Annotated in this window: 14 protein-coding genes and 4 pseudogenes (1 of these 18 cut by a window edge); 9 read left to right on the top strand and 9 right to left on the bottom strand. The window is 38.4% G+C overall.

Annotation, left to right across the window (positions count from 1 at the left end):
- Positions 1-114, top strand: a pseudogene (locus EAE89_RS17210) (IS5/IS1182 family transposase); the annotation flags it as partial.
- A 6-nt stretch (positions 115-120) separates the two neighbouring features.
- On the opposite strand, the gene EAE89_RS17205 reads toward EAE89_RS17210, so the two are convergent.
- The 3 genes and pseudogenes from EAE89_RS17205 to EAE89_RS17195 all read right to left on the bottom strand — a co-directional run.
- On the bottom strand, positions 121-804 hold the full coding sequence (locus tag EAE89_RS17205; RefSeq protein WP_244866552.1) for a hypothetical protein: 684 nt from the start codon (positions 802-804) through the stop codon (positions 121-123).
- 605 nt (positions 805-1,409) lie between these two features.
- On the bottom strand, positions 1,410-2,216 hold the full coding sequence (locus EAE89_RS17200) for a hypothetical protein (RefSeq protein WP_214086301.1): 807 nt from the start codon (positions 2,214-2,216) through the stop codon (positions 1,410-1,412).
- Positions 2,217-2,745: 529 nt separating this feature from the next.
- Positions 2,746-3,280: pseudogene (locus tag EAE89_RS17195) on the bottom strand (IS30 family transposase); the annotation flags it as partial.
- Between the two features lie 623 nt (positions 3,281-3,903).
- Here EAE89_RS17195 and EAE89_RS17190 point away from each other — a divergent pair.
- The 4 genes and pseudogenes from EAE89_RS17190 (at position 3,904) to EAE89_RS17175 (ending at position 10,328) form a co-directional block, all read left to right on the top strand.
- The gene (locus tag EAE89_RS17190) at positions 3,904-8,484 is read left to right on the top strand and encodes an NACHT domain-containing protein (RefSeq protein ID WP_214086300.1); all 4,581 of its coding nucleotides are present in this window, start codon (positions 3,904-3,906) and stop codon (positions 8,482-8,484) included.
- A gap of 67 nt (positions 8,485-8,551) precedes the next feature.
- On the top strand, positions 8,552-8,824 hold the full coding sequence (locus tag EAE89_RS17185) for a hypothetical protein (RefSeq protein ID WP_214086299.1): 273 nt from the start codon (positions 8,552-8,554) through the stop codon (positions 8,822-8,824).
- Positions 8,825-8,920: 96 nt separating this feature from the next.
- Positions 8,921-9,193 carry a hypothetical protein gene (locus EAE89_RS17180; RefSeq protein ID WP_214086298.1) on the top strand — a complete coding sequence of 91 codons (273 nt, stop codon included), beginning with the start codon at positions 8,921-8,923 and terminating at the stop codon, positions 9,191-9,193.
- A 356-nt stretch (positions 9,194-9,549) separates the two neighbouring features.
- A pseudogene (locus EAE89_RS17175) lies at positions 9,550-10,328 on the top strand (IS5 family transposase).
- A gap of 85 nt (positions 10,329-10,413) precedes the next feature.
- On the opposite strand, the gene EAE89_RS17170 reads toward EAE89_RS17175, so the two are convergent.
- The 3 genes and pseudogenes from EAE89_RS17170 to EAE89_RS17160 form a co-directional block, all read right to left on the bottom strand.
- Positions 10,414-11,784 (bottom strand): reverse transcriptase domain-containing protein, encoded by a 1,371-nt coding sequence (locus EAE89_RS17170; protein ID WP_214086297.1) that lies wholly within the window; start codon positions 11,782-11,784, stop codon positions 10,414-10,416.
- The gene (locus EAE89_RS17165; protein ID WP_214086296.1) at positions 11,781-12,314 is read right to left on the bottom strand and encodes an SLATT domain-containing protein; all 534 of its coding nucleotides are present in this window, start codon (positions 12,312-12,314) and stop codon (positions 11,781-11,783) included. The genes EAE89_RS17170 and EAE89_RS17165 overlap by 4 nt, the downstream gene beginning before the upstream one ends.
- A gap of 332 nt (positions 12,315-12,646) precedes the next feature.
- Positions 12,647-12,805: pseudogene (locus tag EAE89_RS17160) on the bottom strand (tyrosine-type recombinase/integrase); the annotation flags it as partial.
- A 552-nt stretch (positions 12,806-13,357) separates the two neighbouring features.
- Here EAE89_RS17160 and EAE89_RS23745 point away from each other — a divergent pair.
- Together EAE89_RS23745 and EAE89_RS17155 are read left to right on the top strand one after the other, a co-directional pair.
- The gene (locus tag EAE89_RS23745; RefSeq protein WP_244866551.1) at positions 13,358-13,636 is read left to right on the top strand and encodes an IS110 family transposase; all 279 of its coding nucleotides are present in this window, start codon (positions 13,358-13,360) and stop codon (positions 13,634-13,636) included.
- 47 nt (positions 13,637-13,683) lie between these two features.
- Entirely contained in the window at positions 13,684-14,298 is a 615-nt protein-coding gene (locus EAE89_RS17155) for a transposase (protein ID WP_244866549.1), read from the top strand.
- A 428-nt stretch (positions 14,299-14,726) separates the two neighbouring features.
- Here the strand turns inward: EAE89_RS17155 and EAE89_RS17150 are convergent, their stop codons facing one another.
- The 3 genes from EAE89_RS17150 to pth all read right to left on the bottom strand — a co-directional run bounded on the left by EAE89_RS17150 (position 14,727) and on the right by pth (position 17,785).
- Positions 14,727-15,686 (bottom strand): PDDEXK family nuclease, encoded by a 960-nt coding sequence (locus tag EAE89_RS17150; RefSeq protein WP_214086295.1) that lies wholly within the window; start codon positions 15,684-15,686, stop codon positions 14,727-14,729.
- A 280-nt stretch (positions 15,687-15,966) separates the two neighbouring features.
- Positions 15,967-17,058 carry a redox-regulated ATPase YchF gene (gene ychF / locus EAE89_RS17145; protein WP_054480709.1) on the bottom strand — a complete coding sequence of 364 codons (1,092 nt, stop codon included), beginning with the start codon at positions 17,056-17,058 and terminating at the stop codon, positions 15,967-15,969.
- Between the two features lie 136 nt (positions 17,059-17,194).
- Complete coding sequence (gene pth, locus EAE89_RS17140) at positions 17,195-17,785, bottom strand: aminoacyl-tRNA hydrolase (protein ID WP_214086294.1); 591 nt, start codon at positions 17,783-17,785, stop codon at positions 17,195-17,197.
- A gap of 432 nt (positions 17,786-18,217) precedes the next feature.
- On the opposite strand from pth, the gene EAE89_RS17135 reads away from it, so the two are divergent.
- The gene (locus EAE89_RS17135) at positions 18,218-20,155 is read left to right on the top strand and encodes a phage tail protein (RefSeq protein ID WP_214086293.1); all 1,938 of its coding nucleotides are present in this window, start codon (positions 18,218-18,220) and stop codon (positions 20,153-20,155) included.
- A gap of 384 nt (positions 20,156-20,539) precedes the next feature.
- A protein-coding gene (locus tag EAE89_RS17130; protein ID WP_425312811.1) for an inverse autotransporter beta domain-containing protein crosses the window boundary here: on the top strand, positions 20,540-23,931 show its 5' portion. 52 nt of this gene lie beyond the right edge of the window; the window shows 3,392 of its 3,444 coding nt (coding positions 1-3,392); its start codon is at positions 20,540-20,542; the stop codon falls past the right edge of the window.

Below are 23,931 nucleotides of genomic sequence, written 5' to 3'. Positions count from 1 at the left end.
TTTTTGAAAGGTAATCGACGTATTGCAACACGCTATGAAAAAACAGCACGAAACTATCTGTCGATGGTGAAATTAGGCTGTATTCGACTCTTTTGCCGGAGATTATATAATTAAGGGACACTACCTAGATTTGAATTCGATAATGCCTTTATCATCTGGGGAAGCGGAAATTGTAAACTCAGACCAATATAGGAAAACTGACACACCACCTTTTGGTGAGGTAGCGAGAACACTTTGTACGAAATTGGATTGAGTTTGCCTTTTACCTGCATAGGATAATGCAGCGATAGCCAGTTGTCTCAGTGGGATTTTCATCTGCTCTTTCTCTTGATAAGATAATCCTAAGAAGTTTTCCAGGAAAGAGTTGATCAAAACATCTGCATTATGGCTTTTTTGAATAACATTTTGTACGCTTGTTGACAGTAAAGAAAGGAACGGAACGCCAGATAATTCTGATGTAAATGAGAGGAAATTATTTTTATTACCTTGGCCTTGAGGATCTAAAGGATTATAGCCTGAAACTGAACGGGCCATATTAATAACGGTTTGTAAGCCTTCGGTAATGCTTAACGGATATTTAAGTGATGAGGAAGAGTCTTGGTTAAGCCGCGCATAATTTCCTGTAGCTGCGCCATTAGCCGGACTCTGTATATCAGAATAATCTCCAACATCGGGGAAATTCATAAAAATATTGTCTGAGCGTTTCCAATCTTTAAGAAATCTGGTTCCTCCTTTCTCAATATGTTCTATCCACTCTTGAGCTTTTTTAACTGCATAATCAGGATTATTTAAGATATTTTCCATGAGTTTTATCCTTAATAGATTTATTAAACTCGATATTAAATGTTATGGTATTGTTGTAAATAGGGAGTAGGGTAGGTCCCTATTTTTAACAATTCGATTACTTGGTGGTTATACCCGTCATCTTTCAAGTTGCTGCTTTGTTGGCTGCGTTCACTTACCCCAGTCACATAGTTATCTATGCTCCTGGGGATGCGTTCACTTGCCGCCGCACTGCAACTTGAAATCTATTGGGTATATGTATCCAATATTATTGGATTTATTTTTTGTTTTTGTCATTACCTCCTAAAAAATATTCTTATTGTTAAACTTGTATTAATAGAATTCAAATTACTAATAAATGAAATTTTATGTAGATCAATTATATTCATAAGTGAGATTTTTTCACTATTAAATATTGAGTATGGATAGATTGTAATTTAACTTATTCTTCACATGTAAATGGTTATCCATGTAACGTTTTCATATTGATATAAAAATACTGTTTATGAAATTTATTTATATTAAATTTATATTTTGTATGATTTGTTACTTTTATATTTAACCAATATATTGGTAATAATATCGTTGATATAGATCAATTAATCTGTTTATAGTAATATTTTATTTCATGTTTTTACCTTAGTTGTCATATAGTTAATCAAGCATTCTATTGTTGTTTTATTTTCTTTATCAAACATTGGTTTTACAATTTCCCATGATGCTTGGCTGAGATTATATTCTGCTTGCGAAAGCGTATAATCGGATGTGAATTTAATAGTCCCTTTGTTATTGACTTTCTTTATTGTTAGTACAGAGGAATACAATAAGAGTGATACGCTATTTGATGATTTTTTGAGCGCACATTGTACAAAATTAGATTGTTTTTCATTTTCATCAGCATAGGACAGAGCGGCACGAATCAGCTCTTTTAGATAGAGTTTGATTGTAATTTTATCTTCGGGAGATAACCCTCGAAAGGTGTCAACAAAAGAATCAATCAGGACATCAGTATCATGACTTTGTTGAGTAATAATACTTGTGTTTGACCACAGTAAAGAGAGAAATGGAATTTTTGCTATTTCATCTGTAAACGCGACAAATTTTTCAGCATTGCCATTACCTTCTGGGTCTAAAGGGTCATAACCAGAAGCCACTCGACATAAGTTAATAAGAGTTTGCAGACCTTCAGTGATGCTGACGGGGTATTTACATGATGTGGCAGATTTTTTGGCAAATACGGCATATTCATCTGTTACTGCTATATTGGCTGGACTCTGCACATCGGAAAGATTCTCAGTGTCCAAAAAATGAATAAAAACATTATCTGAATGTTCCCATTCCTTAAGATCTCTTCCTCCTCTGCATGTAATATATTCTATCCATTCTTGTGCCTTTTCAAGTTCATGGTTAGAGTTGGTTAATATATCTTTCATAATTATTTTCCTCATGTATTTATACCCTTCATCTTTCAAGTTGCTGCTTTGTTGGCTGCACTCACTCACCCCGGTCACATAGTTATCTATGCTCCCGGGGATTCGCTCCCTTGCCGCCGCGCTGCAATTTGAAATCTATTGGGTATATTAGATAAACTATTAAATTTTTACCCAATATGAATTAAGGAACTATAATTTATTTTTTATCAAAAATATACGGCTCTATTTTATGGGTTAAATATATTTTTCTGAAAGCCAAGGATGCGTTGAACAATGGGTAAAAATTATATATCTAATCTTTTAATAATAGTGTAAAAATGTAGTGTGTAAAGTTTATTGTTGTAAAATTTGTTTTTTGTTATTATTTATTGAATAATTCTATATTATATTATTCAGAAATGCATTAATTATCTTATAATAATTAATTTATTATCAATTAATTGTTGATTTATTTCTGAATTGTATTTATTTAAAATAAATAATGACAAATTAAAATAATCGGTAGATTCACATAATAAGTGTAACATCGTTAATCGGGAAGTAAACATGTTCGTATTCCCTTAAATAATTCATTCGATGTTTTCCCACCCCGTGTTTTTCGGGGACGATGATTTAATTGATTTACTACAAAATTTATTTCCTGACCAGAGACTTCATTAAAATCAGTTCCTTTTGGAAAGAATTGTCTGATTAATCCATTGATATTCTCATTTATCCCTCTTTCCCAAGGAGAGTAAGGGTGAGCAAAGTCAATCTGGATTTCTAATTTTTTACTCATGATTTCATGATCTGCGAACTCCAAACCGTTATCGAATGTGATGGTCTTAATCCTTTGTTTTAACGGATTTTAAATAATCAACCACTTATTCAGGACTTAAGTCTTTCCAAATTAACCGTTTTATCCATTTTTCGACTTCCGGCGTTATTTTCACGGCTTTCTTAGCAAAATGACGACGAGCCAATCCCTTCAAATGAGCCTGTTCAGGACAGTATGTCTGAGCTTCCTGATTTCTTTTCAATTCTCTGCTGATGGCCGACGGACTTCGCTTAAGTGACTCAGCAATCATATGATGAAAACTATGCTATCAGAACTTGACCATCAAGACGGTAGCTTATTAGTCGAATCCGCCATACATTAATAAAGCGAGTTTTTATTGGATGGTAAAAGTTTGTATAGCGGGTAAATATAATAATGAAATCTTAAAGACTGGTATTAATCGGTAGGAAATTAGTGATAAATAGGAAATTATTTCAATTTTCCCAGTGAGTTGTAGAGCCTTCTGTAACAACAGAAGGCTATGGGTTAAATTTGAATGAGTTCAAAAGTGATAGATTTCAGGCAACAGACATTAAGCTGTGATTTTTATTTTAAAATATTGTTTTATTTGGTTTTAAAATATTTATCCTGTTTTTGTACTCACATCTGTACTCAACTTTAACTAATTATGACGCCTGAGATTAGCTGCCAGAACGCCTATTTATTTGCCTTTTTCTATCAATAATATATATTTTATAGATTGCATTGATGAACTAATTTTTTGTTTTCTTAGTGTGAATCCATCGTTCATAGTATACGCGAATAAAAATTATACCATGCATGAATGCTGAGGCTAAACGATTTACACAGTAGAAGAAAGGTCTGGTTATAGGATGATTGATATCATTCGTTATCCAAAGGAGTCAACAATTGAGTAAGGCAGGTATTCAATCCAATAGAGGAGATGGATATCAAACGTTGGTAGCGTTTGACTGGGCTTTGACCGTGCTTTCTGATCCTGGCTATCAATGGCTAGAAACAGATTCAGTGAAATGGCAGGTAGATGACGTTGTAATAGGGAAGACGGATGGCACAAAAATTTGTTGTCAGTGTAAAAAAAATCAAACAGGATTTCGGGCCTGGTCAATGGGCGATCTTGCAGATGAGTTAGATAAGGCAGCTAAAACGCTTATACAAGATCCCACAACGACGGTCAGATTTTACTCCCGTACTCCTTTTGGTGAGTTGGCTGCTTTGCAGGAGTTTAGCGTCAATTTTCCAGATGAAAGTGTCTATTCTGCTGCTTTAGAGGAAGCTAAAGCACATAAGGCGACGGATAGAAAACTCAATGAATTGATTGCAAAGACAACATCTAATTTTAGTAGTTATGAGTTTTTATCCCGAACGAAATTTGTAACTAGCGATATTCATGAGCGAATGAAAGAAAATTTGGATGAGAGATTAAAATATTTAGTTAGTAATTCTACAGCAGCTTTTAATTCACTTTGGACTTGCCTTGATTATCAGGGAATGAGAATTGTCGACAAACAGGATCATAAATTATCTTGCTGCTCCCGTTTGACCAAAACTGATCTTAAAAATCTTCTTTCTCGTTTTGGCTGCATTATTTCTCCACCTGTAGATATTCAAACTATTTTAAATTCGTTCAGAAAAACATCTTCAATTGGTCGTGCATGGCAAAGAGATATTGGTGGTCAACGTATTGATATACTTTTAGTTAGCGAACTGATTGAGGCCATTGAGGATAGGAACCATTCTATATTGGTGACGGGGGGGCCGGGTTCTGGAAAAACTTGCATTATGCTTGAACTGCAAGAAAAGTTAGAACAATTAGCACAATCCAATAATGAGCTGTTACCGTTATTTATTCAATCCCGAGAGTTTGCAGACTTAGAAAATGCACAGGAGAGACAATCTTTAGGGTTGAATGAGCAATGGATTGAAAAGATTGCGCGTGTAGCTGATAGTTATCATGTAATAGTCGTAATCGATTCGCTTGACGTACTTGCTATAGCTCGTGAACATATTGTGCTAACGTATTTTTTAGCTCAAATAGATCAGCTTTTATTAATTCCAAATGTCACTGTTGTTACGGCCTGTAGAGAGTTTGACAGGAGCTACGACAGACGTATATCTCAACGTTCATGGGATAAGGAGTTTAAGTGCCAGCCGCTTGATTGGGAATGTGAAATCATACCTTTGCTTGAGAAGCTCTCAATTGACTCATCAATCATTGATAACACTACTCGTCATTTAATTAGTAATCCACGCGAATTAGCTTTATTTATAGAACTTGCTCAAAGAAATGGTAGTTTTAACATAGTTACTAGTCAGGCACTAGCTCAACGTTATATTGACACAATCATGCTGTCGAATCCATTGTTAGGCGATGAAGGAAAAAAAGCGCTTGAAAATATGGCTGCTGAAATGTTGAAGCTGCGTAGCCTATCAGTACCAATCCAACGATTTTCCGCTTCCGAAGCCATTCGTAGAGTGCTACTTAGTCATAATGTGTTGCACAAAACTGAAGATGCCAAATTGACATTTGGGCATCAAACGTTACTCGATGTGTTAGTTATTAGTAGGGCGATTCGTCGAGGATTAACCTTAAATAATTTTATAAATGATCTTCCACCAGTTCCCTTTGTCCGCCCATCTATTCGCAGCTTTATTGCACAGCTTGTTAATGAAGAAAGAAAAGAATTTAGAAAACAGTTACGCACAGTACTTACCGGAAGCCATGCTTTTCATATACGTCGTCTGGTCGCTGAGTGTTTAGCCGAACAGCTGCCACAGGATGATGACTGGCCGATGCTACGTGATTTACGTAATACACATAGTGATGTTTTTCAGGTTATTTATATCAATGCTACGCAAGTTGAATGGCATTACTTTTGGCTGAAAAATCTTCTCCCAATATTAAAAGATATGCGTGATGCTGATGGCATAGGGATACATACTTATCGTATTGCTCAGTGGTTAAATGCAGATCCATCTAGTGTTTTTGAATTTTGGATGGAGGCACTAAGAACTGATTGGCTAGATAGATCGCAACTAGTAAGTAAGATTGCTGTTTCTATAACAAATATAAAGGAAGAATACGCATATTTGATGTCTCCTTTGCTTTTGGAGTTATTCAATTTTCCGCCACAGGAATACAACTTCTTAGGACGAGCATTGGCATGTTGTGTTACAGCTGGTGGACTGGATGATATGGTGATCTGGAGTTACATCACTGCTGATGTTAAAGATGCTGACATACTTACCTATCATTTTGGAAATAAGCTTAGATGCCGACCACACGAATTTGGCGATAAGGATAACAAATTTCTTTCAGATAGAATGATTAATTCTACGGTCTTATTAGAGTTGGCTATATCTACATTTGAACAGTGGAGTCGAGTGAGATGTTCTAGGTATGAAGAAAAAAACGTTTATCAGCATGGATTTTTAAGTGAAACCTCTTATTTAGATGATCGCAGAATGAGAGATTTTGAACACAAAGATAGTCAACACGTCATGATGGATGCTGTAGAAGTAGCTGTTATTCATAATGCTAATGTCAATTCTAAATGGTGGCAGGAAAATCGTGAACGTTTATGTTTTAACTCTGAGGGCTCATTGCGTTATTTTGCATTGTTAGCATGTATTAATTCGCCATTAACTAATCTTGATATAGCTACTCGTCTGTTATCAGAAAAAGATTTATTAAAATCTGAACTTTCATATGAATTGGGCTCTCTGATTCAGAAAGTTTTTATTCATTTGAGGCCAGATTTTCAAGATGCTATACAAACTGCAATACTTGCACTTTATCAAGAAGATACTCATCTTTCTGATTACAGAGAGTATATGCTAAAAAAACAAGCTGGGTTTCTTATTTGTATACCTTGTTTTTTACGTTCTCCTGCTAGTAATAATATTTTAAATGAATGTAATCAGCTTATTTGGCCTTTAGAACATCGATGTGAAATTAATAGTTGGGGTGGATTTGTTAGAGCCCCATTTTCATTTGAAATTTTTAATGAAATCAGTGATAAAGGGGTGATTAACCTCCTTCGTCATTATAATGGCTATGGCCGAGATTTGTTTAGTGATATGTTAGTTGGTGGAGAAGAGCAAGTAGCTCAGCAATTGAGCGAGGCATCTTCAAGAGATCCATTACGATTTTTGAAAATTTTATCTTATTACTGGCAAGAAATAAATATACAGTTCCGAAATTATATTATGGCTGGTATTGCTCGTTATTTGAATTATAGTTATGGGAACTATAATTCAAATAACGAGTGGAGACCAGTTAATGAACCAAATATTGATATATTGGTTAGCAATATTTTAGATGAATTAGAACGGCATTCTATATATTGGCGGAAAAATCGCTCAGTTTCTGAGGTGTTATTGGGGGGGGGCCATATAGTAAAAAATATCAATAGTGTAGAGAGAATAACTTTTCTAGCTATCCCATATTTATCACTTGAGGAAGAAGACCCTATTTCAGAAGATAGTGTCACTTTTATTGATATAGGTATTAATATGATTCGAGGGCATATAGCTGATGCTCTTATGGTTATGGCAATAAAACTTCACGAAGAAAAGCTCTCTTGGCCTGATTTACTGGTACCAACATTACATCAATTCGCTACTGACGATCATCCTGCGGTTAGAGCTGTAGTATTACGCCGACTACCCCATTTACAGAATATCTTACCTGAAATTGGTTGGGAATTGTTTGAGCTAATAATGCAAAAAGGCAGTGAAGGTCTTTGGGATGTGGCGGAGCCTTGTCTTTATTATACCTACTACCATCAATTTGAAAGGGTTTCTCCATGGCTTCATAGGATAGTATCTGAAGGTGTTGGGGATGGGCTACAGGCATGGGGAAGAATTTCAGCTTTATCAGTACTGTCAGAAAAAATAGGAAGTAGTGCATTTATCGGACAATTGAAAGATTTAAATGATAGTGATGCTTGGAAAGGGGCTGTGGATGTTTGGTCATATCCTGAGAATTTTCAGCAGAATCAAGATTTATGTCTTGCTGGTTTGTCCGCTGCTTTAAGTGATAATAATCAGCACGCATTAGTATTAATAACTTCAGTAGGTAATATCTTTAGGGAAAAAGAGCCGGTTATTATTTTACCAATTCAAATGTTAGAGCGTTATTTTGCATTGCTAACTACGAATTCTGATACATCTAGAGCTGATGTATTTGATTTCGGTGCATGGCTAAATACAGTTTCTTGTAGAGATCCTTTGTATGCATTGGAGGCTACGGAAATTTATCTTGAATTTGCTCGTATGGCGAAGGCTTATTTTCATGATTACAATGATAATCTGAAGCAGCTACTTACTCGACTTTTTGCACAGGCGGAAGAACAGGAAGAGTCTGATGCTGGGGAAATGTTGCAGCGAGTGGTTGCATTACAAGATACCATGCTGGCATTGGGTGTTAATGGGGTCAATGAGTGGTTAAAGGCTGCTGAGCGAGCATAAATCTTTAAATAGAGTGGCTCTTATGCATAAATACTATTCCATTATGTTGATAGACTAGGGGCTTATAATGGAATCTTTTTCTACGCTTAGAACTAATAATGAAAGTGAATCTTCAGCTTTTCATGAGATGTCATTTTCTAATACAGTGAGTGATGCATTAGAAATTTATCAAAATAATTTTAGTGTGTTACAAGATTGGATGTTTTTATTTTCAGACTATCGTGAGACTGGACCATTTCAACTTATAAGGAAAGATATTGGAGGGGTGGGGATCTTATCTACAGTACTTGATGGAAATTCGTTGTATGTTATAGATAAGAAAGCTATTTCTAGCCAATAGTTAGTTAAATATAACGTTAGAGTTGGAATATATTTTGATTCAAATGCTGCTAGTTATATTCGATCTATTGCATACAATAATGAATGTTCGGCGAAGGTGTTTGAGAATACCAATTTCATTCATATTGCAAATATTGATTATAAGAATATAAATCCTTATCTTTATTTGTGGGAGAGCCAGCGGCATTATTTTAATGATGATAAGACATTTAAGAGAGATGTTGAAACGGTTGCTGCAATGTATGCTTTAGGTTCGATTGATGGAAAGTTAAACGCAGAATGGGGAAGGTTATATAGGAAATATTATAAAGAGCAATATGAGCATCATGCCGAGAATGTCATGAAATCATTTATCATTCAATTGAATTAAGGTCTTAGGGATGGTATAAAATGCCAAATTGATATTATTGAAGCTGTTTTATTAAGGGCTAAGTTGATTGATATTTTCTCAAATAAATCCCCTGAAAATAAGTTGTAAATGGCGGATTCGACTAATAAGCTACCGTCTTTCACGCGTTTCAGATAAGCTAGGATTAGGAGCGTAAACTTTTACTTTCTGCTCAATATATTCGCGAGCTATTGAGTTAAAAGCATGGCCCTGATTTTATCACCATTGACATATCAACAACTCAATAGTTTACTATTATCAATATAGTTATATTAAGAACCTATCCCAAAAGGAATTGTCATATTCTATAATAAATAATTTCTAAAGGTATAGAGAGTATGACAAACAACAAATGGCGGCTCAGTGATGAACTTTGGGAAAAAATGAGGCCACTTATCTCCAAACATAAAACTCAGCATCCGCTAGGTACACATCACAAACGTGTTGATAACCGCGCCGCTATGGATGCCATCTTCTTTGTGCTCAGAACGGGCTGCCCATGGAACGCACTGAATGCAACAGGAATATGTTCGTCAAGTTCTGCTCACCGTCGTTTTCAAGAATGGCGTGACGCAGGAGTTTTTGAACGCTTCTGGCAGAACGGTTTACTGGTGCGAGCATCTTGTGATCATCGACGGGTCGTGGTTATCACTGATGGCTGCATGACCAAATCCCCGTTAGCGGGGACAAAAAAACAGGTCGTAACCCCACAGACAGAGGAAACCAAGGCGTAAAACGCAGCCTTATGACAGATGCTAATGGGCTTCCTCTTTCACTCGTTGTTGCCGGCGCAAACACTCACGATATCAAACTCGTTGCAGAGACGCTTGATGCGCTTCAGACAGGCAAGCCTGGTACAAAAGTCAGGCTGTGTCTGGATAAGGGATATGATGCTGAATGGCTGAAAAGCTATCTATAAAGTCGGCGTTACGAGCCACACATCCAGTCTCGTAAGGAAGAATCAAAAGCGCAAAGATGGGTTGCCGAGAGGACTCATAGCTGGATGAATCGCTTTTGTCGGATATTGACCCGATGGGAAAAGAAGGTCGAAAACTATGAAGCTATGTTACATTTTGCATACGGGATTATCGTTTGGAATAAAACCCTATTGGGATAAGCTCTAAGATTCCAAAATAGCGCTACATCTTATACTCATAATTATATGTATAACAATGGGTTGACAGAGGCCATGTATAGCAGAATTATGAAACGTTATTTAGATCTTCTTCAAGTTCTTTTACAGAAGAAGAAATTTTATATTTAAATTTCTTTTCGATATTGTTATTATTAAGCTTACCTGCTTCTTCTTTCCCTATCCATAGTGCTACAATGTCTCTTTTTTTATTAATATCTAAGTTGTCAAAATTTGGAATGTACTTATGAGAAGTTTTATCTCCACGTTGAAGTTCATAGAAAGTTTTAATCAAAGATTTTGGGAGTATAATTCCATTAAGTCCAAATCGGGTAAGAAGCTTGTTTACCGTATGATTAACGGATCTTAGCTGTACAGTACTCGATATTTGAGAAAAATAAGCAACCCACCCGAGTTTTCTTTTTTCGAAAATACAACCCGTAATCCTGAGATTTAATTTCCATTGACAATAAGCGATTGCACGATCTTTATTTTTTTTGTTTTTTTCCTTAGAAATGGTATATCTATAGGCAGTAAAGATTTTTGCAAGTGATGATTCAAATCGGAGAATGCTTTCTCTTCTAATAAGTACTTTTCCTGACTCTATTTGATAACCAAGAAAATTGAAGGATTCACTCAAAGCAGAAACTTTTGTTTTTGACTCGGGTTCATCAAGTGGATGGGGAGTAAGTCCAATGTTTGTTAAGCTGCTAATTATATGTTCTGCAGTTTGTTTAGCACGATTAATTGGAGTTAATACTAAAATATCATCAACATATCGTTTGTACCAAATGTCAGGAATTGAATTCATTTCTAGATCTAGATTACTCAGAGCAACTTCAGCAAGAACATTTGAGATTGAAAGTCCTTGAGGTACTCCAGCAGTATTAATCTTGGCTGTTTTACTTCTCTTAACTTCATTGGTTGTAGGAGTGGTAATTGCTGATTTTATTAATGCCAAAAACTCGGGCTTCCGAATCTTCTTTTTTAAAGACTTTTCTATTAGATTATGTGGGATAGAGGGGTAGAAATTTTTAAGATCGACTTTTGCATATTCATAAAAGATTCCTTTTCTAAGAGAATCTTGCAGTGATTCAATTACGGTTTGGGGTATTGTAAGTTTTGAATTTGGGAATGTGGCAGTAAGACTATCACATAAGGCTCGAAGTGTAATTCTATCTCTAATAGTTGGGATAGAAATCTGTCGAGGAAAAGATTGAGGACCTTTAGAGATTAGTTTTTCTTTATAAGCTGTAAACTTATAATTTCCACTGAGAACTTTTCTCAATATAATTGAGATTTCTTCTTCTAGAATATTTTCCAAACTATTAGGACGAATGCGATCAATACCTATGGCATCAGACTCCTTTATTTTTTCAAAATAAATATTTCTCAAGTTCTTAGCACTAAAGTTTCGCTTAAAATGGCGTGAAGCACTCATAGTAATACTAGTCCTAAAAATGGTAATAAATAGAGTATAAGAATGGCAACTTTACGAGTAACCATTCGAAGATATACTTGAAAAATTTCATTTTCATGAGGTTTCCTTGATGATAAATATTGTCGATTAAAAACTCTAAACGTTTTATCATCAATCTCCTTATGATTCTCTATATCACTAAGTAAATCATTGTATCTTGCAATTTGATCTTGTGTGGGATCTTGGTTTGTAGGAATCGCGTTATAAAGATTTTGAAGAGTAAGATAATTTTTTTGCATATTTAATGCGCGCCCCCGGAAATCCCGGTTTGATACTGTTAAAGACAAAACTAATAACGCGATAGAAAGAATAGCGCTAATAATATCAGTATTATTCCCGAGTATTTTAGGGAAACGAATGGCAACTACTGAAAGACCAACCCCTAAAATCGCATACCAAATTAACAGAAACTGTGAATGTACATCCCACCTTTCAAGCCGGTGATAAGCTTGAATTCGAGCTTTATAGGTAAACCAGATCTTATCCTTCACGTTAGCTCCCACTTAAAGAATTTTAATATAGATAGAGACAGGGAATATTGAGAAACATTGAACATCCCGGAGGATCAGTGAGCCGAAACTCAACAGCATAAGCTGTTCTTTATTAGAGCCGCCCTTACATAAAGTAAGAGGAAATACCTGTCTCTAATGGTGATTATATGGTTACCTAAGGCAATAAATCAATCAGTTACAACAGTTATTGTTAGAAATTTAGCCCTGTAACACTTAGAAATAATCTTCATTATATCAATAAGGTCCACATCTATATGTCATTATTAAATATGAAATGTTTCCTGTATCCACTCATCCAATTTTTCTGCTTAGTTCTTCATCTGTAGCCACTCTTTCTCGATAACTTCAAAGGTATTTGCTGCTTTGTTGGTTTTGTGAATCTTATCTAACTGGCGCGCCTGAGCTGGGTTGATGCCTTCATTGACTAGCTTGCGAGCCTGCTTACATTTCTCACGAGCTTCCACCAGACGTCGTTTTCACCGACGAAGTTTGAAAAAAAATGGATGAAGCAGAAAGAAGTAATGCTCTGCGGAAATGGTACTTGTGCCAACAATGGTGTCCGAAATTTAGACAGAGGGGAAACTTCTTATGGCGTCGTTTCGGTTTGTTTTGTAGTCATCTAATTAACTTAAAAACGGTAAAAAATCAAAGTAATACGATTTGTTGATATAATACCCCCATCCTGTTTCTGGTTGTAGCCAGACCTGAATTTATCCCTCCTGATGGTTCTGTAAGGCGAGTGCATGTTAACTGGCAACTATGTAATTAACCTTATATTTTGATTATCACTTTTGCAGAGTGATAATCCCCTGACTAATCATCAGGGATGCTGGTGTGAGTTTGTTATCATTAACCTGAATATTAGAGCTGTCATTCAATAAAGTTCGTAGTTCAGAGTAAACCATAACAGCATAGTTTCTTTATCGCCTTTAAGATTGAATGGTATCTTGTGCCTTGAGCATCTATTTTATAAGCCTAATCGTAGCGATATCTCTTATGTCTCTGATAAAAAAGATAAACTGATGTCTGATAACATCGTGGTTGGCATTGATATTGCCAAACACAAATTTGATGTCGCGGTTTGGTCAGGAAAAAATCATTACAAAACCAAGCATTTTTCGAATGCTCTTAGAGGACTCGACGTATTCATTAATTGGTTTAAACCCGACTCAAATTATCACTTTTGCATGGAAGCCACGGGAAATTATGGTCATCCGCTCGCGTTCTACCTTTCGGATAAAGGATTTATTATCAGTGTCGTGAATCCGGTGCAAATCCATGCATTTGGGAAAGCGGAATGACTTCGTAATAAAACGGATAAAATTGATGCTAAGCTAATAGCACGTTATTGTGCCAGCCTGCACCTCTCTGTGAACGCCAGTTACTGGCTTTAGTCCGCCATCTCAATAAGCTGAATGAAATGTTTTTGACAGAAGAGAATCGTCTCTCTGTGGCGGATGAAATTGTTTGTGATTCTCATATAAAGATAATCGCCCTGCTAAAACAGGAGATCAACGACACAGAACAGAAAATAAAAAAGCACATTGATGATTCCCCCATGCTAAAGAAAAATAAGGCATTGTTGGAAAGCATTCCTGGTATTGGTGAGCGTTTAAGTGCAACATTATTAGCTTATATTGGTGATGGTTCACGATTTCATCACAGTGGGCAGGTTGTGGCTTATGCAGGACTCAATCCCAAATTACATGAGTCAGGGCAGCTAAAAAGGCGGATTCATCTCTCGAAGCAGGGAAGTGCTGAGTTGCGAAAAGCCCTTTATATGCCAGCCTTGGCAGCAATTAATCGCAATCCAGCAGTGAAAAAACAATGGGAGCAGCTCACAGCACGCCATAAAGGAGGGAAGGTCGGTGTTTGTGCCGTTATGCGTAAACTCTTACGGTTAGCTTATGGTGTGATGAAATCGGGCACATTATTTAATGCAGAAATACCGCTTGCAGTTTAATGACTGAGACGGTATCTGAACTTTTCTTAAGAAGGGAATTAAGTGTCTGAGACGCGAACAAAGTCTTTGCTCAAGAAAACAAAATTGTGGAGATCTTCAGGTGTGAGAACTCTAACCTTGGTACACAACTACTGCTGAAGACCACGGTTTTAACTTCTGATATTGGAACAACTGCAAAAGGGCACCGGGATAGAGTATTTTACTTCTCTGATATGTGTCCATTCTTATCAATCCCCTGTTTACTGGAGCAGGGCATGGATATTAATACTGTACTCCAGCTGGAGGGCCACAGTGATATATTTACCACAACACGTTATGGCTATTGCGGGAGAGCATGGAAATCAGTGCCAGCAAAGTGGTGAGGATTAAGAACAGTTTGAAGCGACTTCTGGTTCCATTGAACTTTTCCCAGCTTTACACGGGTGTTTTTACCATAGGATTTCTAAGAACGGATTTTTGTCCACTATAGCGGCTTGTGATTTTCGCTTCAGGAACGCTACTAAATCGTCTTGGCGTTGAAGGAGTATTACGATTTCTTGTAAGGACGATAGAAAAATCGTTTTCATTGTCAGGGCAGCCTTGCATTCGGCGATAACCGGCGCTGTATAGCCGTTTGTAGCGATAAAAATTCCGTTTGCACTAGCTCGTAGGAACAAGCGGCTAAGATGTTGGGAAAATTCTCCCATTCCCACGGGGGCACTTAGCCACTTCATTTCCACTAGGTGAATAATACCGTCTAGTTCTATAACTCCGTCGATCTGTTCCAATACTACTGATGTATCGGGGTCTTTTCGCCGGAAATCTTCGTGAACGTGAATACCATACGCTTGGAACAAATCGTTTAAGACTGCCTCTAACCGTTTGCCTCGTTCTTGTGGTTTATCATCTATTGTGAACAACTCTGACAACCGCCGGCTTATGTCTTCAAGCTTTGCCCGCTTTTCGGCGGCTTTGGTTCGTTCGGCCCTTTGTTGGGCTACTACTTGTTCCCGTTCGGCGTAGCGTTCTTGCTTCATCCGAGTAAATGAGTCTTTTTTGTTTACAACGTCGCGGATGCTTGCGACCAAACCTTTAGCTTTGTATTGGTCGTCGGGCCAACATATTTCAAAGCTTTCGAACTCTGTTACCCGCTTTAGTATTTCTCGACGAGTCCTTAGCCCGCTATCGCTGCGTTTATTCACCTTCGTAAGAACATTGCGGACGATTTCGAACTTATTGATAGAGTCGGGATTATTTCTAACTATTGCGGAAACTTCGGCGAGGTCGGTGGGTTCGACTCCAGCACCTTGAAGAAAAAGTAGAACATTCTTTTTACTACGACAGAGTAGCGGGATAGTATTTACAAGCAGATCAAAGATTTCGGGAGGGTAATGGAATGAATCCGCCATTTTGTTATTCTTCCTTAGACTTTGCGTCTCTAAAGTTTCGTTAAATAACCAGCTATAGGGGCTAAATTCGTCGAATCAAAACCCTGTTAAGCAAAAAACTAATGTAACATCATTATGCAGAATAAAACCAAATTTGTTATTAATTGTCAGCTTTAATCCCCCTTAGCCCCTAGGAGGTAGTTTAAAATTGAAAACAAAAATCCACGCAACTGAGTGGATTTTATGAAGTTATTTCGTCTCTATGAAATATCCTGAGATGCTCTGAGACAATAGAAACGATTTAGACATTAAACAAGAAGTTCATTACATCACCATCTTTAACGATGTAATCTTTACCTTCTGAACGCATTTTGCCGGCCTCTTTTGCGCCTTGTTCGCCTTTGTAAGTGATGAAATCGTCAAAAGCAATGGTTTGTGCGCGGATAAAACCTTTTTCGAAATCAGTATGGATCTTACCGGCTGCTTGTGGTGCGGTTGCGCCAACAGGAATTGTCCATGCCCGGACTTCTTTCACGCCAGCAGTGAAGTAAGTTTGCAAATTCAGTAACTGATAGCCCGCGCGGATAACGCGATTTAAACCGGGTTCTTCCAGACCAAGCTCCGCCATAAACTCTTCGCGTTCATCATCTTCCAGCTCTGCGATATCGGCCTCTACCGCAGCACAAACCGGTACCACCACGGAACCCTCTTGTGCCGCGATTGCACGAACAGCGTCCAGATATGGGTTGTTTTCGAAACCATCTTCGTTGACGTTAGCAATGTACATAGTGGGTTTTAAGGTCAGGAAGCTCAGGTAACGAATAGCCGCTTTTTCTTCAGTACTGAGATCCAATGCCCGCAACATACCGGCTTGTTCCAGATGAGGCAGACATTTTTCCAGCACTTCTAATTCTGTTTTGGCATCTTTATCGCCACCCTTAGCTTTTTTCTGGACGCGGTGAATAGCTCGTTCACAGGTGTCCAGATCGGAAAGGGCTAATTCGGTATTGATAATCTCAATATCAGCAGCAGGGTCAACCTGACCGGAAACGTGAATGATATTGTCGTTGACAAAGCAGCGTACAACATGGCCGATAGCTTCTGTTTCACGAATGTTGGTTAGAAACTGGTTGCCCAGACCTTCACCTTTTGATGCACCTTTCACCAAACCTGCAATATCCACAAATTCCATTGTGGTCGGTAAGATTCGCTGAGGTTTTACAATTTCAGCCAGTTGCTCAAGCCGTGGATCTGGCATAGGTACTACACCGGTATTTGGCTCGATGGTGCAGAACGGGAAGTTTGCTGCTTCGATACCTGCTTTGGTCAGAGCATTGAATAATGTTGATTTCCCGACGTTAGGCAGGCCAACGATACCGCATTTGAATCCCATAAATTTTCACCTTAAATTGCTTATAAATCAAAAGGCTGTGTTAGCCTTTTTGATGAATCAGAAAAAAATTGGCGCCATTATACACGGAATGGCGAGCTATCACGATCTCGCAAACAGGATTTATCTGTTCTGTGCATTAGGCACTGGCTTTGAAGCCATGTAACCGATTGATTGCCTTATCCATATCTTGTTTTATCAGGATGTCAGTACAGAGCAGTGCTTCATCAATTGCATCATCAATCAGCTTTTGTTCGCTGGTTGGGGGTTTTCCCAGTACAAAGCCAACAACTTTATTTTTATCGCCAGGATGACCAATACCAATTCGTAAGCGATAAAAGTTAGGATTATTGCCAAATTTGTTTTGAATATCTTTCAGGCCATTATGGCCGCCATGACTTCCGCCCAGCTTCATTTTTGCCACTCCGGGCGGTAAATCAAGCTCATCATGTGCCACTAGAATTTCATCCGGCTGGATACGGTAAAAAGAGGCAAGGGCCGCGACAGATTTACCACTGAGGTTCATAAATGTCGTAGGGACCAGCAGACGAATGTCATGACCACACATATTGATCCGGGCGGTGTAACCGAAAAATTTACTCTCTTCTTTCATAGACTGGTTGTGGCTTTGTGCTAGCAGGTCAACATACCAAGCTCCGGCGTTGTGTCTGGTTTGAGCATATTCAGCACCGGGATTAGCCAGACCGACGATTAATTTTATGTTACTCACTATTGCTCTTCACTTTTGGCAGTAAAACAAAAAGAAGGCTAGTTTACCTGCCGGGTGCGACGAGTACAAAGTTCAGTTTGACCGCTTTTTCCTTTAAGTGATTACTGATGGTTATTGATCGATAAATTATTTTCATTATGTAAAATTGTAAGAAATAATTTAATAAACTTCGAGATTATAATAACCAGTGAGGAAATGGATAGAAAAGCGTTATTTCCATATGTTGAATGAAAATATTTTTGATATATATCTGGTTTAGAGGTGTTTGGTTTTTATTGCTATCAATTATAAAAAATAATGGGTGATTTAAGTTATAACAATGCTCCATTATTCTCTTTCTAAACTAGAATTAAAATAAGTTATAGGGAATTATTTTTATAATAACTTAATGTGTTAATTATGAAGCGATATTGTTTAACTTGAGGAGAGTATATGAAACCGACGAATGATTTTAAAGCTTTTTCTATTAGTAATAATGCTAATATAGTGAGTCAAGAGAGGTATGAAATAGATCAAAGTTTGAAAACAGGGTTTCCTCCAAATAATATTACTGTTCACCTGCTCAATAAGGCATTACGTCAATCGTCAACAATAACATCTGTTGTGGCTAATTTTATCGCGACATATTCTGGTGATGATATTCTGGATAATGGGGATATCGCTAAACTTGTTGTTCAATTAAATAGAGCATTGGAACAAAAAATCGCAGTAGAAGTACCAGGAGCTTCATTAACACAAAAAGGTGTTATTCAACTCACAGATAAAATGGGTAATAGTAATACCCTCGCGGTTACTCAGAAGCTTGTTTCCGATGTAAATGATAACGCTAATAACCGATTGGCAAAAGATCAAAACGGCGCAGATATTCCTGATAAAAACGTGTTTGTGAAAAATCTCGGCTTATTGGAAACAGTGGAATTGGCAAAAAATGCGGTGTCAGCTAATGGTGGGAATTATCCAGGATATTTTAGATTTAAACAGGTTGAAACACTTCCCACTGAACGTAATGCGACGATGTTAGTTTCTGCGCAGGGCGCCAAACCAACAAGTGAAATAGTTTCGTATACGCTTTACAATTGGTATGATAATTATATTAAAACAGGTATTGTACGTGGCAGTAGCGTAGATACTTACGGATATACGATAGATATTAATGGCAGACGGGTTTTCTCTGTTTCTCCTGAGGGTTTGATTGAGGCCGCGTCAGCGAATATAAATGGGAGCGCTAGGTTTAAACAAGTCGAGACAATTCCAAACGAACGTAATGCGGTTGTGTTAGCTTCTGAGTCTGGTGGAAGACCGGCAGGTACAATGGTCTCGTATACGCTTTACAATTGGTATGACAATTATGCTAAAGCCGGTATTGTGCGTGGTGGTAGTGTAGATACCTATGGATATTCTATAGATATTAATGGCAGACGGGTTTTCTCTGTTTCTCCTGCGGGTCTGATTGAAGCCGCGTCAGCGAATATAAAGGGGAACGCGGGTGTTTTTAATGTAATACATGATACTGGTAAACATGCATATTTTCAGTTTATTGAGGGAGCAAAAAGAACGGCTTATGTTGGATTTCCAAGTGACGGGTCAGCGGATTTTGATATTTGCAATGAAAAAAAATCTAGCAAATTGACAATTGGTGGAGAGTTGGCAGCATATATTAATAACAATCGGGTTTTTTCTGTTTCTCCAGTTGGGCAGATTGATGCTGCATCGGCAAATTTAAAAGGGGCTGGGGGTGTTTTTAACACTGTATATGACACGGGTAAACATGCGTATTTCCAATTTGTTGAGGGGGGAAAAAGAACCGCCTATGTTGGATTTCCAGGTGATGGGTCAGCGGATTTTGATATTTGCAATGAAAAAGAATATGGCAGGCTGACAGTTGGCGATAAATTAAAATATAACGGTAATCCTATTGCAATTTTTAATGATAACTTCATCGCTGACACTAATGGCAATTTCAAAGTATCTAGCCCCATAGCGAGTATTCATCCAGACGGAACTTACGAGTTAACTCGTGAAGCAGAAGGGGTGAAAGTCGAGCGGATAGAGACAGGAAAATATCGCATCAGCGGCTGTAATGGTTTTGCAAAAGATGGGGCATGGGGAATTCACGGTGGTACTATTGTCCCGGCAGACAGCAACGGATTAAATCTAATTTGGGTTTGTGAATCGGTAGACTTATCTAGCGGCGATATAACCATCGAATGCTATCATCGTCAAAATAAAGATGCACCGATATTTGCTCAAAATAAGCGGATTAAGCGTGTTAATGATGACGGGGGAGTAATTTATTACCAGGATGGTGAGCTATGCGACATTCCTGATGGACGTGTGATTAATGTTCGAGTACAACTGCCTGAAAAATAATAATAATTGAGTGCGAACTCATAATTACAATAAGTGGAAAACCCGTTGAAATATTTGTACAACGGGTTTTTTTCTTATATTTTGATGAAAAAATGGTGTAAAAAATTAATACTGTTCTGGAAAATAAAATAGTTTGTGGTGATTTTTGCTAAGTGATTACTAATGGTTATCGGCTGATAATTTATTTTCATTATACAAAATTATAGAAATTAATTTAATGTATTCAGTAGCTATAAATGAATATATACCCAATAGATTTCAAGATGGATCGCGACGGCAAGGGAGCGAATCCCCGGGAGCATAGAGAACTAGGTGACCGGGGTGAGTGAGTGCAGCCAACAAAGAGGCAACTTGAAAGATAACGGGTATAACGGCAATAATTTTATGGTATTACTGATGATGAATATCTATCGTACTTTTCGTAATTTAATAAGTTATAAGGTAAGTAAGAGTGTGCTAATAGTCTGTTTTTTATTTACAGCGCTTATGCCACCAACACTAAATAGCAATCCTGCTTTATCTGAACCAGAAAAGCCTTTGGTTGGTGTTGCAAATTGCCAAGGTCCTCCCAAAGCAGTTATGAAACATGATATTGATAGAAAAAAACAGACAACCGGGCAGGTTAACAAGAAATTACACGAAAACATTACTCATAAAGAGAAAAAGCGATCAGATCGGAGTCGGTGTGGTAATTTTTTATCACAGGAAAGTGCAATAGAAAGAAATAATATCAATGAAAAACCAAAAATACCTCAACTATATGAAAGTAGTCATAAAGATGAGAGCCATAAAGATGATAGTCAAAATACTCCTCCTTTAATCCTGTCTCGTGGTACTGAATTCCTTGGGTTATTAAATAAAGACCCGAAAAAATTAGCGCAAGATTATATTGTCAATAAAGTAAATAGTCAGATAACAAATAACACTCAGAAATGGCTATCTCAGTTTGGTACCGCTAAAATTAATTTAAATGTTGATCATCATGGGCACCTGGATGAAAGTTCTGTAGACTTACTCGTTCCTTTTTATGATGATAAAGATCACTGGCTTGTTTATACTCAATATGGATATCGTCATAAAGATAGCCGTGATACTGTGAATTTAGGCATTGGAACTCGTTTATTCATAAATGACTGGATGTATGGAGCGAATACTTTTTACGATAATGACTTAACTGGTAATAACAGCCGATTTAGTCTGGGTGGTGAACTGTGGACGAACCACCTAAAAATGTCCACTAATGCATATTTCCGTCTGAGTGATTGGCATAACTCTCGTGATTTAACCAATTATTATGAACGCCCTGCCAATGGTTATGATCTTATTGCCGACATGTATTTACCTTCAATGCCATCACTTGGTGCTAAAATAAAATATGAACAATACTTTGGTGATAATGTTGCGCTATTCGGGACGAACAATAGACAAAAAGATCCCTATGCGGCAACTTTTGGGATAAATTATACGCCAATTCCACTGATCACAGCAGGAGTTGATTATAAATTAGGGAAAGAGGGAAAAAGTGATGGTATATTTTCATTCAATGTGAATTACCGGTTTGGTGTTCCGTTATCAGAACAACTTTCGCCAGAAAATGTTTCTTCACTACGAAGCTTAGCAGGAAGTCGTTACGATTTAGTTGAAAGAAATAATAATATTATTTTGAATTATTTGAAAAAGCAGAAGCGTTTTAGATTAGTGGTGCCTGTATTAGAAATTAGGGGTTACGGTGGTGAAGTTAAACCAATAAAAATTCAATCTGATACTTCGTTAAAAAATGTGATTTGGGATACACCTGAATTATTCCAGAAGAATGGCGGAATTATAAATATAGAAAATACCAATGGTTATACGATTCAATTACCGGAATATCAACCTGATGGAAAAAATGACTATACCATAACAGGCACAAGTAAAGATGATCAGCAGGGAATACAGATAGAAGCCCATGTGTTACAGCGTAATATTTCTTTGAGTATTAATACAACCGATCCTTTAATTGCTGATGGAAATGCGAAATATGTTTATACAGCGACTCTGCTTGGAGCTGATAAAAAGACGCCGATAGAAAATGCTAAATTGGTTTGGGATACAGATAAAAAAGATCCTGGATTGAAATTAAAACCTGATTCAGAAGCAACAGATAAAAATGGACAGCAGACCGCAACATTAACAAGTACAACACCATTATCCGATATACAAGTCAGCGTCAGTATTAATGGCGAACGTGTTACTACGGATAAAAAAGTCAGCTTTACTGAGTCCAGCAGCAACTATCGAGTCACCAGTGTGACGGTGGACAAAGATGGTGGACTCTATAACAACGGCACGGACAGTTATACCTTCACGGCGACGGTGGTGGATGCACATGGCAAGCCAGTGGCGGATAAACCGATCGAGATTGACTGGCAGACAGATAAAGCGGTACCCGGATTAAAACTGACGACACAAAGCCATTCGGTGAGTAACGCACAGGGGCAGGTGACCGCGACCTTAACCAGCACGGCGGCGGTGACGGATGTGCAGGTGTCGGCGAAAACCGCCAGCCAGCCAGCGGCGGTGAATGCGGATAAGAAAGTCAGCTTTGAGGAACTGAGTAGCAGTTATCGAGTCACCGGCGTGACGGTGGACAAAGGGGACCCGCTCTACAATAACGGTACCGACAGTTATACCTTCACGGCGACGGTGGAGGATGCGTATGGCAATCTGGTGGTGGATAAACCGATCGAGATTGACTGGCAGACAGATAAAGCGGTGCCCGGGTTAAAACTGACGCAACAAAGCCATTCGGTGAGTAACGCACAGGGGCAGGTGACCGCGACTTTAACCAGCACGGCAGCGGTGACGGATGTGCAGGTGTCGGCGAAAACCGCCAGCCAGCCAGCGGCGGTGAATGCGGATAAGAAAGTCAGCTTTGAGGAGCTGAGCAGCAGTTATCGAGTCACCGGTGTGACGGTGGACAAAGGGGACCCGCTCTACAATAACGGTACTGACACTTATACCTTCACGGCAACGGTGGCGGATGCGTATGGCAAGCCGGTAGTGGATAAACCGATCGAGATTGACTGGCAGACAGATAAAACGGTGGTCGGGTTAAAACTGACAAAACAAAGCAATTCGGTGAGTAACGCGCAGGGACAGGTGACCGCGACCTTAACCAGTACGGCGGCGGTGACGGATGTGCAGGTGTCGGCGAAAACCGCCAGCCAGCCAGCGGCGGTGAATGCGGATAAGAAAGTCAGCTTTACGGAACTGAGCCACAGTTATCGAGTCACCGACGTGACGGTGGATGTGGATAAAGACGGGAAGCGCTACAACAACGGCACGGACAGTTATACCTTCACAGCGACGGTGAAAGATGGGCATGGCAATCTGGTGGTGGATAAACCGATCGAGATTGACTGGCAGACAGATAAAGCGGTGGTCGGGTTAAAACTGACAAAACAGGACAGCCCGGTGAGTAACGCGCAGGGGCAGGTGACCGCGACCTTAACCAGCACGGCGGCGGTGAAGGATGTGCAGGTGTTGGCGAAAACCGCCAGCCAGCCAGCGGCGGTGAATGCGGATAAGAAAGTCAGCTTTGAGGAGCTGAGCAGCAGTTATCGAGTCACTGGTGTGACGGTGAATGTGGATAAAGACGGGAAGCGCTACAACAACGGCACGGACAGTTATACCTTCACGGCGACGGTGAAAGATGGGCATGGCAATCTGGTGGTGGATCAACCGATCGAGATTGACTGGCAGACAGACCCAGCGGAGGCCGGGTTAAAACTGAC

It is taken from the genome of Photorhabdus heterorhabditis, from assembly GCF_018448905.1.
Taxonomy (GTDB): Bacteria; Pseudomonadota; Gammaproteobacteria; order Enterobacterales; family Enterobacteriaceae; genus Photorhabdus; species Photorhabdus heterorhabditis.
Note: the sequence above shows the minus strand (reverse complement) of the source record. Positions and strands in the feature narration are given on the sequence as shown.